Here is a 16,994-nt window from a genome sequence, read left to right as displayed (position 1 = left end):
CGCACCCGCACCAGCCACTTCGCAGCACTTCGCCCCGCCGACCAAACGATCGACAGGGCGAAGTAGGCAGGCCCCGAATTAACCAACGGCATCCGCCTCCACGCGGACCGGGGCCCCTCCGGGCACTGCCGACTACTCCTCGGATGCCTCGTCCGAGGGCTCGTCCGTCCGGGCCGCCGCCGCGTCGTCCGCCTCCAGGAGGCGCGAGAGCTGACGCCCGACGATGCGCTTGAACTTGCGCTGCTGCGGACGCGTGCGGTCCAGGACGGCCACCTCCAGGCGCTCCGCGGGAATCTCCCGCTCGGTGCCGTTGGTGTCCCGCGAGAGCGCCTGCACGGCCAGCTTCAGGGCCTCGGCCAGGGACATGCCGTCCCGGTGCCGCTGGTCGAGGAAGGAGCTGATCTGCTCCGCGTTCCCGCCGACCGCGACCGAGCCGTGCTCGTCCACGATCGAGCCGTCGTGCGGCAGCCGGTAGATCTGGTCGCCTTCCGCTTCGGAGCCGACCTCGGCGACGACCAGCTCCACCTCGTAGGGCTTCTCCCCCGCGCTGGAGAAGATCGTGCCCAGGGTCTGCGCGTAGACGTTGGCCAGGCCGCGTGCGGTGACGTCGTCCCGGTCGTAGGTGTACCCCCTCAGGTCGGCGTAGCGCACACCGCCGATGCGGAGGTTCTCGTACTCGTTGTACTTGCCGGCGGCGGCGAAGCCGATCCGGTCGTAGATCTCGCTGAACTTGTGCAGCGCTCGGGACGGGTTCTCACCGACGAAGACGATCCCGTCGGTGTACTGGAGGACGACCAGGCTACGGCCGCGGGCGATGCCCTTGCGGGCGTACTCGGCCCGGTCGGCCATGGCCTGCTGGGGTGAGACATAGAACGGCGTGGACACCGGCTACCGTCCCTTTCTTCCGGTCTGAAGGGCTTCTGAGGGCGAGGAACGGTCAGAGCAGGGCGGCGCGCGGCCCGTCGGGCTGCTCCAACCGCCGCTCGGTGATCGACCGGGCCAGCTCGGAGGACTCCGCCTCGCTGAGCCTGCGGAAGCCCTCCTCGGTGATGACGGTGACGATCGGGAAGATCCTGCGGGCCAGGTCCGGGCCGCCGGTCGCCGAGTCGTCGTCCGCCGCGTCGTACAGCGCCTGCACCACCAGGGTGGTGGCCTGCTCCTCGGTCAGGTCGTCGCGGTACAGCTTCTTCATCGACCCGCGCGCGAAGATCGAGCCGGAGCCGGTGGCGGCGTACCCGTGCTCCTCGGAGCGACCGCCGGTCACGTCGTACGAGAAGATCCGGCCCTTCTCCTTGCCCTCGTCCCAGCCCGCGAAGAGCGGCACGACGGCGAGTCCCTGCATGGCCATGCCGAGGTTGCCCCGGATCATGGTGGAGAGACGGTTCGCCTTGCCCTCCAGGGAGAGCGTCGCCCCCTCCACCTTCTCGAAGTGCTCCAGTTCCAGCTGGAACAGCTTCACCATCTCCACAGCGAGGCCGGCGGTACCGGCGATGCCGACGGCCGAGTACTCGTCGGCCGGGAACACCTTCTCGATGTCCCGCTGCGCGATCATGTTCCCCATGGTCGCCCGCCGGTCACCGGCGAGCACCACGCCTCCGGAGAACGTGGCGGCCACGATGGTCGTGCCGTGCGGCGCCTCGACGATCCCCTCCGGAAGCTTCCGGTTGCCCGGGAGCAGTTCCGGCGAATGGTCGGCCAGGAAGTCCATGAACGAGGACGAGCCCGGCGTCAGGAAGGCAGCTGGTAGACGCCCGGTGCTACGAGTGTTGGCTTCCACGCGTTTCCCTCCAGTGATGAGATGGCCCGACGAAGGGTGTCGGGATCGTCTCCCAACTTGCCGATGGCCGAATTACAGTTGAAGCACAGTACGTCCCGGACCCTACCCGTCTCACGGCAGTGATCCACATGAACTGCTGGTGCGGCGGGACGGACGTGGGGGACGGACGCCCGAGGCGCGTCGTCCCGCCGCGCTCGACCCCGGTGACGCCCCACCGGCACCCGGAGGAGCCGGACCCGGGGCATCCGCAACGTCGTGGGTCCGACGAGGGCGAGCGAGACGCAGAAGGGGACGCGGGCACGTGGGCCCACGGCCGGTTCTGCTGACCGGAGGCGGTCCGCTCCTACCGGAGCCTCGGAAAGCGTGCGGCCCGCACGATCCCTGCGAGCCGCACGGCCCCCGATCGCCGGCGGAATCACCGGGCCGTGTGGTCCCGCCACACCGACCACACCGCGTGGTAACTTCCACCGTCACGTTCCCGCCCCCGAGCCGCCTTCACATCAAAGGCGGAATCACTCTCCACCCTTTTGCACGAAGCTTCGAACGAAGTCTTCGGCATTCGACTCGAGCACGTCGTCGATTTCGTCGAGAATCGAGTCGACGTCGTCGTCGAGCTTCTCCTGACGCTCCTGGAGGTCGGAGCTCGCCTCCGTGGTGGTCTCCTCGACCTCCTCCGTGGAGCGCGTCGCCTTCTGCTGTCCGCCGCCGGTGTCCTTGGTCGCCATATCCCTCACCCCGCTCGAATCGGCCCGCTCGGTTGAGTCCGTACAAGATCAGACCCTATAGGCAGGGCCTGACATCGGCCCCGCAGTTTCCACAACGCCCGGGCACTGTTTCCATGATTCCCAGCACCGGGGCATTTCAGGCCCGAACCGGGCCCCCTGTTCAGCTGCCCGACAGCACCCGGACGAGTTCCTCTGCGGTCTGGCAGCGGTCCAGGAGCGATTTCACGTGGGCCTTGGTGCCGCGCAGTGGTTCCAGGGTCGGGACCCGCTGGAGGGAGTCCCGACCGGGCAGGTCGAAGATGACCGAGTCCCAGGAGGCGGCGGCGACGTCGTCGGCGTACTGCGCCAGGCACCGCCCCCGGAAGTACGCCCTGGTGTCCTCGGGAGGCGCGGCCTCGGCCCGCTCCACCTCCGTCTCCGCCAGGAGGCGCTTCATCCGCCCGCGGGCCACCAGACGGTTGTAGAGGCCCTTCTCGGGCCGCACGTCCGCGTACTGGAGGTCCACCAGGTGGAGCCTGGCCGCGTCCCAGTCCAGGCCGTCGCGGCGGCGGTAGCCCTCCATGAGCTCGCGCTTGGCGATCCAGTCCAGCTCACCGGCCAGGCTCATCGGATCGCTCTCCAGGCGCCCCAGGGTGTCCTCCCAGCGCGCGAGGACGTCCATGGTCTGCTCGTCCGCGTCCGAGCCGTAACGCTCTTCCACGTACTTCCTGGCCAGCTCGAAGTACTCCATCTGGAGCTGGACTGCGGTGAGCGTCCGGCCGCTCCGGAGCGTGACCAGGTACTGGAGGCCGGGGTCGTGCGAGATCTGGTGGAGGGTGCGCACGGGCTGGTCGACGGCGAGGTCGACGGTGATGAAGCCGTCCTCGATCATCGAGAGCACCAGCGCCGTGGTGCCCAGCTTGAGGTAGGTCGAGATCTCCGAGAGGTTGGCGTCCCCGATGATCACGTGCAGCCGACGGTACTTGTCGGCGTCGGCGTGCGGCTCGTCCCGGGTGTTGATGATGGGCCGCTTGAGGGTGGTCTCCAGGCCCACCTCGACCTCGAAGTAGTCCGCGCGCTGGCTGATCTGGAAGCCGTCCTCGCGTCCGTCCTGGCCGATGCCGACCCGTCCCGCGCCGGTGACGACCTGGCGGGAGACGAAGAAGGGGGTCAGATGGCGCACGATGTCCGAGAAGGGGGTCTCCCGCTTCATCAGGTAGTTCTCGTGCGTGCCGTAGGAGGCGCCCTTGTTGTCGGTGTTGTTCTTGTAGAGGTGGATGGGCTGGGCCCCAGGGAGCTGGGCGGCGCGCTCGGCGGCCTCCGCCATGATCCGCTCGCCGGCCTTGTCCCAGAGCACGGCGTCACGCGGATTGGTGACCTCGGGAGAGCTGTACTCGGGGTGGGCGTGGTCCACGTAGAGACGGGCCCCGTTGGTGAGGATCACGTTCGCCAGGCCGATGTCCTCATCGGTGAGCTGGCTGGAGTCTGCGGCCTCGCGGGCGAGGTCGAAGCCGCGGGCGTCCCGCAGCGGATTCTCCTCCTCGAAGTCCCAGCGGGCGCGGCGCGCCCGGTGCATCGCCGCCGCGTAGGCATTGACGATCTGGGACGAGGTGAGCATGGCATTGGCGTTCGGGTGTCCCGGGACGGAGATCCCGTACTCCGTCTCGATGCCCATTACTCGCCGTACGGTCATGCGGCCCTCCTTGCCCGGCGGCGCTCACGGTGCGCGACTCGGCGGGTACCGATGAGCCTAGAACGGCTCCGCGCTGGTGGGGAGATCGATTGCAGTATTTCCCTGTTTCCCTGTGGTGCTGAGGGAAATACTGGATGGAATGCGTCGGCTGCGGATGCCCGGTTTCCGGACATCCGCAGCCGGTGGGCGTTTTACAGGTACTGACCGGTATTGGCCACCGTGTCGATGGAGCGTCCGGTGTCCGCGCCCTGCTTTCCGGTGACGAGCGTACGGATGAACACGATCCGCTCGCCCTTCTTTCCGGAGATCCGGGCCCAGTCGTCGGGGTTGGTCGTGTTGGGCAGGTCCTCGTTCTCCTTGAACTCGTCCACGCACGCCTGGAGGAGGTGGGAGACCCGGATGCCCTTCTGGTTGTGGTCGAGGAAGGCCTTGATGGCCATCTTCTTGGCTCGGTCGACGATGTTCTGGATCATCGCGCCGGAGTTGAAGTCCTTGAAGTACAGGACTTCCTTGTCGCCATTGGCGTACGTGACTTCGAGGAAGCGGTTCTCCTCGGACTCCGCGTACATCTGCTCGACGACGGACTGGATCATTCCGTGAGCAGCCGCGTCCTTCGAACCACTGTGCTCGGAAATGTCGTCCGCGTGGAGCGGAAGGTTGGCCGTGAGGTACTTCGCGAAGATGTCCTTCGCGGCCTCCGCGTCCGGACGCTCGATCTTGATCTTGACGTCGAGCCGGCCGGGCCGCAGGATCGCGGGGTCGATCATGTCCTCGCGGTTGGAGGCGCCGATGACGATGACGTTCTCCAGCCCCTCCACACCGTCGATCTCGGCGAGCAGCTGCGGGACGATGGTGTTCTCCACGTCCGAGCTGACACCGGAGCCGCGGGTGCGGAAGAGGGACTCCATCTCGTCGAAGAAGACGATGACGGGGGTGCCCTCGCTCGCCTTCTCCCGGGCACGCTGGAAGACGAGGCGGATGTGCCGCTCGGTCTCGCCGACGTACTTGTTGAGGAGCTCGGGGCCCTTGATGTTGAGGAAGTAGGACTTCCCCGCGGGCTGACCGGTCACCTCGGCGACCTTCTTGGCCAGGGAGTTGGCCACGGCCTTCGCGATCAGCGTCTTGCCGCAACCGGGCGGGCCGTAGAGCAGGATGCCCTTGGGCGGCCTCAGTTCGTGCTCCTTGAAGAGGTCCGGGTGGAGGTACGGGAGTTCGACCGCGTCGCGGATCAGCTCGATCTGGTTGCCCAGGCCGCCGATCTTGTCGTAGTCGACGTCCGGGACCTCTTCCAGAACGAGCTCTTCGACCTCGCTCTTGGGGACCACTTCGTAGACGTAGCCGGACCTGGAGTCGAGCAGCAGGGCGTCGCCGGCGCGAATGGTGACGTCCAGCAGCGGCTCGGCGAGCCGCACCACCCGCTCCTCGTCGGTGTGCCCCACCACCAGGGCGCGCTCGCCGTCCTCAAGGATCTCCTTGAGGGTGACGATGTCCCCGGCCCGCTCGAATTCCATGGCCTCGACCACGTTGAGCGCTTCGTTGAGCATGACTTCCTGGCCCCGCTTGAGCTCTTCGAGCTCAATGCTCGGGCTGACGTTCACCCGGAGCTTGCGACCGCCTGTGAAGATGTCGCACGTGCCGTCCTCATTGGCCTGCAGGAAGACACCGAAACCGGCCGGCGGCTGCGCGAGCCGGTCGACCTCCTCCTTGAGGGCCACGATCTGGTCGCGGGCCTCACGGAGCGTGTGCGCGAGCCGCTCGTTCTGCGCGGACACGCCGGCCAGGTTGGTCTGCAGCTCGACGATCCGCTCCTCGAGAATCCTCGTGTGTCGCGGAGAGTCGGCGAGCTTGCGGCGCAGGACGGCGATTTCCTGCTCGAGATAGGCAACCTGGCCGGCGGGGTCTTCAGACCCCCGCCCCGGCCGGATGCCGCGGTTGATGTCGTCGTCGTGGGCTGCCACGGTCCTCACCTCCTCCAAGGGGAGCTGGACGCTTCCTGACCCTACCTGCGTGGGTGGTGATTGAAACCCCTAGATCAAAAAGACTCCGGGGTGTGTCCGATCTTCACCCTTGCGCTTCCCCTCTCGCCAGGGGAATACCCACCCTTCACCGTCTGAAAGCGGGCGGTTGTATCGTCGTCATTGGTCAACACCCGTCAGGGGTGGCCCGACTTATAGCGCGAAGCAGAAACGGCAGGAGATATGACCGTGCAGCATGAGGCCCCGGCGAAGGGCGCCGAAGAAGCGCTGGAGGTCTGGATCGACCAGGACCTGTGCACCGGGGACGGGATCTGCGCGCAGTACGCTCCCGAGGTCTTCGAGCTGGACATCGACGGGCTCGCTTATGTGAAGAGCGCCGACGACGAACTGCTGCAGGACGCGGGTGCCACCACGCCGGTGCCGCTGCCCCTGCTCCAGGACGTGGTGGACTCCGCGAAGGAGTGCCCGGGCGACTGCATCCACGTGCGCCGGGTCGCCGACGGCGTCGAGGTGTACGGTCCCGACGCCGAGTGAGGGCTCAGGCGCTCGGCGCCCCGGGCGGGCTGCTGCGGACGAAGGCACCGCTGTGCCAGCGCCAGCTGACCTGCTCGTTCTCATCGGGACAGCAGCTGGGCACGTCGGGGGACGAGTAGCCGAGCAGGGTCGCTCGTACGGCTCCGTCGCGGACGACGAGCTCGGTCACGCTCCGGTGCTGCTCGGGCGCGACGAGCGTGGCGACCACCCGCGCGGGAGCTCCGTCCTCCGTGCCCCTGGTGAGCACGTAGACGCCGCTCGGCGGGGTGCCGGAGCCGGCTTCGCAGTGCACGGCTGCAACGGTCTCGGGGTTTCCGTCGCCGTCGAGGTCTCCGGTGGCCCGCTTCGAGACCGTGCTCGGGGCGCCTCCGCACTCCAGGGGGTAGTCGGCTCCAGACGCCTCGGGGGCGGGCATCGGGGTCGGGGTGCCGGTGGCTCCGGCGGGGCCGGGCTGGAGCAGTCCGGCGAGGGCGACGACCGCGGCGGTCGCGGTGGCGGTGGCCAGCCAGTGCGCCGGTCGGGCATGGGTGTGGGCGAGGTCCGCGAGGTCCGGGGTGGCGGAGGGCTGCACGCGAGACGTCTCCTGTGGGGTGGTGCGACGGGGCTTCGGGGCATCGTGCCACACGTCACAGGGCGACGGAACAGGTGGGGGCGACCGGGCTCGGCACGGGCCGCGGCGGGCATGAGGAGGCCGCCGTCGGTTTCCTCGTACGGGCGGGGAAACCGACGGCGGCGCGGTGCGGGTGTCGGAGCGTCAGCCCTTCACGGGGCGTCAGCCCGGTGTGCCGGGTCGAGGCCCCGTCAGGGACGTCAGCCCTTGTTGGGGCCCTCGTAGTCCTCGCCGTAGGCACCCTTGGCGGGGCGGCGGCGGCGCATCGGCGGCTCGACGCCGTCGGCGAGGCGGCGGGCGGTGACGAGGAAGCCGGTGTGGCCGATCATGCGGTGATCGGGGCGGACGGCGAGGCCCTCGACGTGCCAGTTGCGGATCATGGACTCCCAGGGCTGCGGCTCGGCGTAGCAGCCGAACTCGCGGATGGACTCCACGGTGCGGGCGAGCTGGGTGGTGGTGGCCACGTAGCAGCAGAGGATGCCGCCGGGGACAAGCGCCTTGGAGACCGCCTCCAGGCACTCCCAGGGGGCGAGCATGTCGAGGATGACGCGGTCTACGTCGGTGTCGGACAGGTTGTCCTGGAGGTCGCCGACGGTCAGCTGCCACGCGGGGTGGGGACCGCCGAAGTAACGCTCGACGTTGCCCTTCGCGATCTCGGCGAAGTCCTCGCGGCGCTCGTAGGAGTGCAGCATGCCGCTGTCGCCGATGGCGCGGAGCAGGAAACTGCTGAGCGAGCCCGAGCCCACGCCGGCTTCGACGACGCGCGCGCCGGGGAAGATGTCGGCGAAGGCGAGGATCTGTCCCGCGTCCTTCGGGTAGACCACGGCGGCGCCGCGGGGCATGGACAGGACGTAGTCGGGGAGCAGGGGGCGCAGCGCGAGGTAGGCGACGTTTCCCGTGGTACGGACAACACTGCCCTCGGGAGCACCGATCAGCTCGTCGTGGGGGAAGGAACCCTTGTGGGTGTGGAAGTTCTTCCCGGCCTCGAGCGTGAACGTGTAGTGGCGTCCCTTGGGGTCGGTGAGCTGGACCTGGTCCCCGACCTTGAAGGGCCCGCGACGGCGGGCGGCACCGGTCGGTTCGGACATGTGAACAAGAGTACCGGGCTCAGGAGGAGGGGCGTGCCATGGCCTTCACGAAGGCGCGCTCGACGTCCGCCGTGGAGAGGACGCCGTAGATCTCGCCGGTCTCCTCGACCACGAGGTACTCGGTGGCGGGGTGGGCCCGGAGGTGGTCGAGGAGGGGCTGGCCGGTGAGTTCGGCCGGAACGCGCATGCCGTCGGCCAGGTCTTGGGAGAGCGTGCTGACGGCCACCCAGGGGCGACGGTGCTGGGGCACGGCGGCGATGGCCGCCTCGCGGACGATGCCGGTGGGTTCGCCGGCGCCGTCGGCGACGACGAGGGCGCGGGCACCCGCCTCGTTGGCTCGGCGCAGGGCCTCGGAGAGGGGGGTCGCGGGTTCGACGGGGATGGCGCGACGGGTGAGGGCTCGGGCCCGGAGCTCGGGGAGGTGCTCGCGGAGGCGGGCCATGCGGAGGCTGTTGCCGGCACCCGTCCAGATGATGGCGGCGAGGATCGCGGCGAGCAGGGCGTCGGTGACGGTGGTGAAGCCGCTGATGTCGTCGGTGGAGTTGCCCAGGAGGCCGGTGCGGGTGAGGACGGGCAGGCCGATGAGGACGAGGACGGCGAGGGCGCGACCGACCCAGGCGGCGGCGACGGTGCCGCTCATGGGCTTGCCGGTGATCTTCCAGACGACGGCGCGGAGCATGCGGCCCCCGTCGAGCGGGAGGCCGGGGAGCAGGTTGAAGATCGCCACGATCAGGTTGGAGATCATCAGACCGGCGAGGAGGACCCCCGGGACGGTGCCGGGCTCGACGGCGTACAGGGAGAGGTAGAAGACGCCGGCGAGGACGAGGGAGAGGAGGGGACCGACGAAGGCGAGGACGAACTCCCGGCCGGGGGTTTCGGTCTCCTTCTCGATCTCGGAGACGCCGCCGAAGAACTGGAGCTGGATGCGGCGCACCGGGAGCTTGAAGCGGAGTGCCGCGACGGTGTGCGCCAGTTCGTGGACGAGTACGGAGGCGTAGAAGGCGACGGCGAAGAAGAGGGAGACCAGGTAGCGGGCGGCGCCGATCTCCGGCAGGACGCGCTCGATCTGGTCGCCGAAGACCCAGGTGATGAGGGCGGCGACGAGGAACCAACTGGGGGCGACGTAGACGGGCACGCCGAAGGGGCGGCCCATGAGGATCCCTCCGCCGGGCTCCTCGGTCCGCTGCGGCTTGGGCTCGTCCTGGTTCACGTGTTCCTCTCGTCGCGCGGCGCGACCCACATCGGTGCGTCACGGTTCGATCATGCAGCGCGACGGGGTCCCAGGTCGATGGTATTCCGATCCATGTCGGTGGTGGGTCGTAGGGTCTTCGTCATGAGTACGAGCGAGCAGGGGCCGGTGGAGCCCCGGGTGCCCATGTCGTTGTCGCCCTCGCGGGCGAGCGATTTCATGCAGTGTCCGCTGCTGTACCGGTTCCGGGTGATCGACCGACTGCCGGAGAAGCCGAGTGCGGCGGCGACGCGGGGCACCCTGGTGCACGCGGTGCTCGAGCGGCTCTTCGACGATCCCGCGGCGGAGCGGACGGCACCGCGGGCGAGGGCGATGGTGCCGGGGCAGTGGGAGCGGCTTCTCGCCTCGCGGCCGGAGCTGGGCGAGCTGTTCGCCGAGGACCCCGACGGGGCGCGTCTCGCGGGTTGGCTGGACGAGGCGGAGCAGCTGGTCGAGCGGTGGTTCACGCTGGAGGATCCGACGCGTCTGGAGCCGGCCGAGCGCGAGCTGTTCGTGGAGACGGAGCTGGAGTCGGGGTTGCGGCTGCGGGGGGTGATCGACCGGGTCGACGTGGCGCCTTCGGGTGAGGTGCGGATCGTGGACTACAAGACGGGGAAGGCACCCCGGCCCGAGTACCGCGACGGTGCGCTGTTCCAGATGACGTTCTACGCGCTGGTGGTGTGGCGCTTGAAGGGCGTCGTCCCGCGGCGGCTGCAGCTGGTGTACCTGGGGAGCGGTGAGGTGCTGACCTACGACCCGGTGGAGGCGGACCTGCTCCGGGTGGAGCGGAAGCTGCTCGCACTGTGGGATGCGATCCGGCTGGCGACGGAGTCGGGGGACTGGAGGCCACGGCCGACGCGCCTGTGCGGCTGGTGCGATCATCAGGCCGTCTGTCCGGAGTTCGGCGGGACTCCCCCGGCCTATCCGCTGAAGATCGTTCCCGTGCGCCCGCCGGAGTCGGGCGAATCCGGACAGGGCAGAATGGACCCGGCCCCGCCCGCACCGTAGTGGGGGCGCCCCTGCGAGCCCAGCCCCGTGAATGGAGCCCCCTGTGACGATCCGCGTCCTGTTGGTCGACGATCAGCCGCTGCTGCGGACCGGATTCCGGATGATCCTGGAGGCGGAGCAGGACATCGCGGTGGTGGGCGAGGCCGGAGACGGCCTGCAGGCACAGGAGCAGGTGCGCGCCCTGCAGCCGGACGTGGTGCTGATGGACATCCGGATGCCGCGGATGGACGGCGTGGAGGCGACCCGGCAGATCACGGGTCCGGGGCGGGACGGGCCGGCGAAGGTGCTGGTCCTGACGACCTTCGACCTGGACGAGTACGTGGTGGAGGCGCTGCGGGCGGGGGCGAGCGGCTTCCTCCTGAAGGACGCTCCGGCGAACGAGCTGGTGCAGGCGATCAGGGTGGTGGCGGCGGGCGAGGCGATGCTCGCGCCGTCGATCACGCGCCGGCTGCTCGACAAGTACTCGGCGCACCTGCCGACCGGCGAGGAGCAGGTGCCCGATGCCCTGGGCACCCTGACGGACCGTGAGGTGGAGGTGCTGAAGCTGGTGGCGCGCGGCCTGTCGAACGCGGAGATCGCGGCCGACCTGTTCGTCAGCGAGACGACGGTGAAGACGCACGTGGGGCACGTACTGACGAAGCTGGGGCTCCGGGACCGCGTACAGGCCGCGGTGTACGCGTACGAGAGCGGTCTGGTGCGACCCGGCGGCGGACAGTAGCCGGTCGCGCGGAAAACGGACACGGGGCCCGGCGCACGTCATGCGCGCCGGGCCCCGTGCGGTCGGTGGAGGGGTCAGCCCTTCCGGATCTCCCAGAAGCGGAAGACCGTCGAGGCGTCGAGGGTCCACTCGAGGCCGGTGACGTCGTCGCGGGCGACGGCGTACTGCTTGCCCTGCCAGAGCGGGATGATCGGGAGTTCGTCGGCGACGATGTCCTGGATCTGGCCGTACGACTTGGCCGTGGCGGCGCGGTCGGCGATGCCGGCGGTCTTCGGAATGAGGTTGCCGGTGATGGCGGCGTTCTCGTAGTGGTTCCCGAGCACGTTGTCCTTGCCGAAGAACGGGCTGGTGAAGTTGTCCGCGTCGGGGTAGTCGGGGACCCAGCCCTTGACGTAGACGCCGTACTTTCCGGCCGCGATGTCCTTCTCGTACTGGTTGAAGGCGACGGACTTCACGTCGGCCTCGAAGAGGCCGCTGGCGTTGAGCTGGGCGGCGATGGCCTCCAGCTCCTGGTCGGTGGCGGGGCCGTAGCGGCTGGGCGTGGACCAGAGGGTGAGCTTCACCTTGTCGGTGATGCCCGCGTCCCGGAGGGCCTTCTTCGCCTTGGCCGCGTCGGGGTCGCCGTAGGTGTCGAAGAAGGCGGTGTTGTGACCGGCGATGCCGGCGGGGACGATCGAGTAGAGCGGGGTGGCCGTCGACTTGTAGACGTTCTCGACGAGGGCCTCGCGGTCGACGAGGTACGCGATGGCCTTGCGGACGCCGAGCTTGCCGACGACCGGGTCGTTCATGTTGAAGACGAGGTGCTGGACCTCGGCGCTGCTGCCGGGTATGACCTCGATGCCCTTGCCGGACGTGTCGGCGGAGTTCTCGAGGGCGGCGATGTCGCCGGCGGAGAGTCCTCGGTAGGCCACGTCCACGTCGCCGTCGATGAAGGCCTTGGAGAGGGCGGCGCGGTCGCCCTGGTAGAGCTTGAGGGTGACCCCGTTGTTCTTGGGCCGGGCGGTGCCCTTGTAGCCGGCGTTGGCGGAGAAGGTGGCCTCGGTCTCGCTGAGGGATTCCAACTTGTACGGTCCGGAGCCGACGGCCTTGCCGTCGGTGCGGAGCGCGTCGGCCGGGTACTCGCGGTGATCGACGATGGAGCCGGCACCGGAGGCGATCTTGCTGGGGAAGGTGGCGTCCGGGACCTTCAGACGGAAGACGACGGTCCGCTCGTCCGGGGTCTCGATGGTGTCGATGGTGGAGAGCAGCGGCGCCGGGCCCGAGGGGTCGGCGATCTTGAGGGCCCGCTCGAAGGAGAACTTGACGTCCTCCGAGGTGAGCTTGTTGCCGTTGGAGAAGGTGAGGCCCTCGCGCAGGGTGCAGGTGTAGACCTTGCTCCCGGTTTCGAAGTCACACTCGTCGGCGGCCTCGGGCTCGGGCTCGGAGCCCCCCTTCGGGAAGGCGAGGAGGGACTGGAAGACGTTGTTGAACAACAGCCAGGAACCGGGGTCGTAGCCGGCCGCGGGGTCGGTGGCGAGGATCTCGTCGGACATGCCGACGCGTACGCCCCCTCCGGAGCCGCCTGATCCGCCCTGCTCGGTGCCGCAGCCACTGAGGAGGGCGGCGGACAGGCCCGCGGCGAGCGGGGCCGTCAGCCACTTGTTGTGTGCCTTCACAGAACTTGCCTCTTGATCTCTTGTCAGGCCGGCCGCGCAGGGTCGCACGGCCGGGACAACGAAGGGGTCAGGCGGTGCCGCGCCCCAGTTCCCACAGCAGAAGGTCGGAGGAGGTGTTGAGGGCGTACTCGACTCCGTTGAGGTCGTCGCGCGAGGCGACGTACTGCTTGCCCTGCCACAGGGGCAGGACGGGGACGTCTTCGGCGACGATCTTCTGGATCTGCGCGTAGACGGGTCCGGCGGCGTTGCGGTCGGCCTGGCGGCGCGAACGCGGGATGAGCTTCTCCCGGACGGTCTTGTTCACGTACGGGGTGTTGAGGAAGTTGTCGCTGTCGAGGAACGGCGCGATGTAGTTGTCGGGGTCCGGGTAGTCCGGGAACCAGCCGAGGCCGTAGACGGCGTAGTCGCCGCGCTTCTGGGCCGTGCGGAACTCGGACCACTCGGCGCCCTGGACGGTGGCGTCGAAGAGCTCGCTGGCGATGAGCTGCTTCTTGAGGGCCTCGAACTCCTGGGCGGTCTCGGCGCCGTAGTGGTCGGTGGTGTAGTTCAGGGTGACCTTGACCGGGGTCTGGACGCCCGCGTCCTTGAGGAGCTTGGCGGCGCGGGCCGGGTCGGGCTCGCCGTAGGCGTCGAAGAAGGGGGTCGCGTGGCCCGTGATGCTGGAGGGGATCAGCGAGTAGAGCGGCTCGGCGGTGGGTCCGTAGACGAGGTTGACGAGCGCGCCCCGGTCGACGACGGCGGCCATGGCCTGGCGGACGGCCTTCTCCTCGACGGCGGGGGCCTTGGTGTTGAAGCCGAGGTAGCGGATCTCCAGGCCGGGCACCTCGGTGACGCGGATGCCCTCCTTGGGCTTCTCCGTGAGGTTCTTGATCTGCTCCTGCGACAGGGAGCGCGCCATCATGTCGATGTCGTCGCCCTCCAGGGCCGCGCCCATGGCACCGGCGTCGGCGTAGGGGCGCAGCTCGACCCGGTCGTTGCGCAGGGTGACGTCGCCCTTGTACTGCGGGTTCTTGCTGAAGACGAAGCGGGTGGCCTTGTCTCCGTCGTGCTCGACCTTCACGGTGTACGGCCCCGAACCGTCGACGTCGAAGCCCTCGCGGAGCGCGTCAGCGGCGTACTTGTCCTTGCTGAGGATGCCGGCGACCGGGGTGGAGAGCTTGTACGGGAAGGTGGCGTCGGGGGTCTTGAGGTGGAAGACGACCTCGTCGGCGCCCTGGGACTCGACGGTGTCGATGTTCGCGAGGAGGGCGGCGGTTCCGTTGTCCGACTTGATCTTCAAGACCCGCTCGATGGAGAACTTGACGTCCTCCGCGGTGATCGGGGTGCCGTCCGCGAAGGTGAGGCCGGGACGGAGCTTGCAGCGGTAGCTCTCGCTGACCTTGTCGGTGAAACCGCAGCTCTGCGCGGCTTCGGGAACGGGCTCGCCGCCGCCCCGGGGCACGTGCAGGAGGGTCTGGACCGTCTGGCGCAGGATGTTCCAGGCGCCGGTGTCGTAGGCGTAGGCCGGGTCGAGCGGGGCGGGGGCGTCGTCGGTGACGATGAACTGGTCCGTGGTGCCCACGACGATCGCTCTGCTGTCCTCCGTACCGCCGCAGGCGGCGAGCAGGGGGGCGAGCAGTCCGGCCACGGCCGGCAGCACCAGGGTCTTGCGGTTCATCAGGGACGATCTCCTCATCCGGCACTGGGATACAGCGGTGGTGGAACTCCGCCGCCTGCCGCCCGTTCGGGGCGGGAGCGATCGGGCCGGGTGTTGCGATCGGTCCTGTGATCACGGCGACTTGGGTATGCGCCGGTGCACGCGGTTATGCGGCGAAGTACTCGCGAAAGATTAGTGGGCGGCACCCCTATTGCCGGACCACGGGCCGCCCCGGGGGTAATCGCACAGTGATCATGAATGCGATGGGCTCGATAGTCATGCGCCGGATGATGCGGACGCAGCCGATCGAATCGGGACACATGGGCACGCCGAAACAGTCACTTTCCAGACACAGAACGCAGTCAGGCCACCCACCGACCAGCACTCTGAGTGACCAAGGTCACGTTGCGAGCTTTTCGGCGAATGGCCTGATCGTTTTCCGGCCGGCGAAAGCGGATTCATCGCGGCGGGACCCGGGGAAGGCTCAGGAAAAGCTCAAATTCCCGTGATCAGCGTGCGCAGGAACGGCACGTCGACCTCTTCCAGGGAGCGCACCACGACCCGGCCCGGGGAGGCCGTGATCGGGGCGACGGAGGGCACCGCCACGACCCTGCAACCCGCCGCTTCGCCGGCCGCCACACCGGTCGCGGTGTCCTCGATCACGGCACAGAGCGCGGGGTCGACCCCGACGCCCTGGGCGGCCGTCAGGTACGGCTCGGGGTGCGGCTTGGTCTGGACGACCTCGTCGCCGGCGACGGTGAGCGTGAAGCGGTCGTGACCGAGGGAGGCGAGCACCCGGTCGATGATCCGCCGGTGCGAGGCGGAGACCAAGGCGGTGGGGATGGAGTGCCGCGCCAACTCGGCGAGCAGCCGCTCGGCTCCCGGCATGAGCGGGACGCCCCGCTCGATGCGCTGCTCGAACTTCTCGTTGAGCAGGACGCTGAGCTCGGCGAGGGTGATGTCGGCGCCGGTGGATTCGATGAGGTAGCCGACGCTCCGGGACATCGGGCCGCCGACGACGACATCGCGCCAGGCGTCGTCCAGCCGGTGCCCGAGGTCGGCGAAGACCTCCACCTCCGCGTCCCACCAGAAACCCTCCGTGTCGACGAGGGTCCCGTCCATGTCGAGGAAGACCGCCTGCAGGGCGGAGCTGCCGTTCATGCGGAACGGGGACGCGGGGACCGTACTGGTCATCCGACACACCTCCATGGAGGGACGAGAAGGCCGGCCCCCCTCCCCGGTACGGGGAGGAAGACCGGCCTGCACTGGACCGACCAGTGTACGTCGCGATCACCTGAAACGCGCGGATTCACTCCGCCCGGTTACCGTGCGTCGTTACCGTGCGTTGAAGTACTTTGCTTCGGGGTGGTGGAGGACGAAGGCGTCGGTGGATTGTTCGGGGTGGAGTTGGAATTCTTCGGAGAGGTGGACGCCGATGCGTTCGGGGTGGAGGAGGTCGGCGATTTTGGTGCGGTCTTCCAGGTTGGGGCAGGCGCCGTAGCCGAGGGAGAAGCGGGCGCCGCGGTATTTGAGGTCGAACATGTCCTCGACCTTTTCGGGGTCTTCGTGGGCGTAGCCGAGTTCGGCGCGGATGCGGGCGTGCCAGTACTCGGCGAGGGCTTCGGCGAGTTGGACGGACAGGCCGTGGAGTTCGAGGTAGTCGCGGTAGGCGTCGGCGGCGAAGAGGCGGGCGGTGGCCTGGCCGATTTTGGAGCCGACGGTGACGATTTGGAGGCCGATGACGTCGGTTTCGCCGGATTCTTCGGGGCGGAAGAAGTCGGCCAGGCACAGGCGGCGGCCTCGTTGTTGGCGGGGGAAGGAGAAGCGGGTGCGTTCGCTTCCGGTTTCGTCCAGGATGATCAGGTCGTTGCCCTTGGACACGCAGGGGAAGTAGCCGTGGACCACGGCGGCTTCCAGCAGGTTGTCGGTGTGGAGGCGTTCGAGCAGGCCGCGCAGTCGGGGGCGGCCTTCGGTTTCGACGAGTTCTTCGTAGCCCGGTCCGTCGCCGGTCCGGTTTTGCTTCAGTCCCCACTGGCCCTTGAACAGGGCGCCTTCGTCCAGCCAGGAGGCGTATTCCTTGAGTCCGATGCCCTTGACGACACGGGTGCCCCAAAACGGTGGGGTGGGTACCGGGTTGTCGCTGGCCACGTCCGAACGGCCGGTCGGTTCGGGCTCGTTGATCTGAAGGACCGTGTTGCCCGTCGTCTTGGCCACCCGGCGCTGCTTCAGCTCGGGCAGTGCTGCTCCCGGAACACCACGCTTGACGCCGATGAGGGCGTCCATCAGGCGCAGGCCTTCGAAGGCGTCGCGGGCGTAGCGGACTTCGCCGTGGTAGATGTCGTGGAGGTCTTGTTCGACGTAGGCGCG

General features: G+C 68.7%; 16 protein-coding genes. 3 read left to right on the top strand and 13 right to left on the bottom strand.

Annotated features, from left to right (window positions below):
* Positions 1 to 132 precede the first annotated feature (132 nt).
* From prcA to arc, 6 genes are all read right to left on the bottom strand, one after another.
* Positions 133 to 885 (bottom strand): proteasome subunit alpha, encoded by a 753-nt coding sequence (prcA, locus tag ACFW2Y_RS27180; protein WP_384884465.1) that lies wholly within the window; start codon positions 883 to 885, stop codon positions 133 to 135.
* Positions 886 to 937: 52 nt separating this feature from the next.
* A complete protein-coding gene (gene prcB / locus ACFW2Y_RS27175; protein WP_384884462.1) occupies positions 938 to 1,777 on the bottom strand; it encodes a proteasome subunit beta in 840 nt (279 codons plus the stop codon).
* On the bottom strand, positions 1,729 to 2,022 hold the full coding sequence (locus ACFW2Y_RS27170; protein WP_384884459.1) for an endonuclease domain-containing protein: 294 nt from the start codon (positions 2,020 to 2,022) through the stop codon (positions 1,729 to 1,731). Before ACFW2Y_RS27170 ends, prcB begins: the two co-directional genes overlap by 49 nt.
* A gap of 267 nt (positions 2,023 to 2,289) precedes the next feature.
* Positions 2,290 to 2,502, bottom strand: coding sequence for a ubiquitin-like protein Pup (locus tag ACFW2Y_RS27165; RefSeq protein WP_384884456.1), 213 nt, complete (start codon positions 2,500 to 2,502; stop codon positions 2,290 to 2,292).
* Between the two features lie 160 nt (positions 2,503 to 2,662).
* A complete protein-coding gene (gene dop, locus ACFW2Y_RS27160) occupies positions 2,663 to 4,174 on the bottom strand; it encodes a depupylase/deamidase Dop (protein WP_384884453.1) in 1,512 nt (503 codons plus the stop codon).
* Positions 4,175 to 4,365: 191 nt separating this feature from the next.
* A complete protein-coding gene (gene arc, locus ACFW2Y_RS27155; RefSeq protein ID WP_384884450.1) occupies positions 4,366 to 6,132 on the bottom strand; it encodes a proteasome ATPase in 1,767 nt (588 codons plus the stop codon).
* Between the two features lie 240 nt (positions 6,133 to 6,372).
* Here arc and ACFW2Y_RS27150 point away from each other — a divergent pair, with 240 nt between their 5' ends.
* Entirely contained in the window at positions 6,373 to 6,684 is a 312-nt protein-coding gene (locus ACFW2Y_RS27150; RefSeq protein WP_384884447.1) for a ferredoxin, read from the top strand.
* Positions 6,685 to 6,688: 4 nt separating this feature from the next.
* Here the strand turns inward: ACFW2Y_RS27150 and ACFW2Y_RS27145 are convergent, their stop codons facing one another.
* The 3 genes from ACFW2Y_RS27145 to ACFW2Y_RS27135 form a co-directional block, all read right to left on the bottom strand.
* The gene (locus ACFW2Y_RS27145; RefSeq protein WP_384884444.1) at positions 6,689 to 7,255 is read right to left on the bottom strand and encodes a hypothetical protein; all 567 of its coding nucleotides are present in this window, start codon (positions 7,253 to 7,255) and stop codon (positions 6,689 to 6,691) included.
* A gap of 239 nt (positions 7,256 to 7,494) precedes the next feature.
* Complete coding sequence (locus ACFW2Y_RS27140) at positions 7,495 to 8,382, bottom strand: tRNA (adenine-N1)-methyltransferase (RefSeq protein ID WP_019884997.1); 888 nt, start codon at positions 8,380 to 8,382, stop codon at positions 7,495 to 7,497.
* 19 nt (positions 8,383 to 8,401) lie between these two features.
* Positions 8,402 to 9,535, bottom strand: coding sequence for a site-2 protease family protein (locus ACFW2Y_RS27135; protein WP_384884468.1), 1,134 nt, complete (start codon positions 9,533 to 9,535; stop codon positions 8,402 to 8,404).
* Between the two features lie 180 nt (positions 9,536 to 9,715).
* On the opposite strand from ACFW2Y_RS27135, the gene ACFW2Y_RS27130 reads away from it, so the two are divergent.
* Both ACFW2Y_RS27130 and ACFW2Y_RS27125 read left to right on the top strand, forming a co-directional pair.
* A complete protein-coding gene (locus tag ACFW2Y_RS27130; protein ID WP_384884441.1) occupies positions 9,716 to 10,618 on the top strand; it encodes a RecB family exonuclease in 903 nt (300 codons plus the stop codon).
* A 43-nt stretch (positions 10,619 to 10,661) separates the two neighbouring features.
* The gene (locus ACFW2Y_RS27125; protein ID WP_384884439.1) at positions 10,662 to 11,336 is read left to right on the top strand and encodes a response regulator; all 675 of its coding nucleotides are present in this window, start codon (positions 10,662 to 10,664) and stop codon (positions 11,334 to 11,336) included.
* 74 nt (positions 11,337 to 11,410) lie between these two features.
* Here ACFW2Y_RS27125 and ACFW2Y_RS27120 read toward each other — a convergent pair whose 3' ends face one another.
* The 4 genes from ACFW2Y_RS27120 to ACFW2Y_RS27105 form a co-directional block, all read right to left on the bottom strand.
* Positions 11,411 to 12,991 carry an ABC transporter substrate-binding protein gene (locus tag ACFW2Y_RS27120; protein ID WP_384884436.1) on the bottom strand — a complete coding sequence of 527 codons (1,581 nt, stop codon included), beginning with the start codon at positions 12,989 to 12,991 and terminating at the stop codon, positions 11,411 to 11,413.
* Between the two features lie 67 nt (positions 12,992 to 13,058).
* Positions 13,059 to 14,648 carry an ABC transporter substrate-binding protein gene (locus tag ACFW2Y_RS27115; RefSeq protein WP_384884433.1) on the bottom strand — a complete coding sequence of 530 codons (1,590 nt, stop codon included), beginning with the start codon at positions 14,646 to 14,648 and terminating at the stop codon, positions 13,059 to 13,061.
* Positions 14,649 to 15,122: 474 nt separating this feature from the next.
* The gene (locus ACFW2Y_RS27110) at positions 15,123 to 15,821 is read right to left on the bottom strand and encodes an HAD family hydrolase (RefSeq protein WP_384884430.1); all 699 of its coding nucleotides are present in this window, start codon (positions 15,819 to 15,821) and stop codon (positions 15,123 to 15,125) included.
* Between the two features lie 141 nt (positions 15,822 to 15,962).
* Positions 15,963 to 16,994 (bottom strand): vitamin B12 dependent-methionine synthase activation domain-containing protein (locus tag ACFW2Y_RS27105; protein WP_384884427.1); only part of this gene is annotated, 1,032 nt, incomplete at its 5' end.

The sequence above is a fragment of the Streptomyces sp. NPDC058877 genome (assembly GCF_042742855.1).
GTDB lineage: Bacteria > Actinomycetota > Actinomycetes > Streptomycetales > Streptomycetaceae > Streptomyces.
Note: the sequence above shows the minus strand (reverse complement) of the source record. Positions and strands in the feature narration are given on the sequence as shown.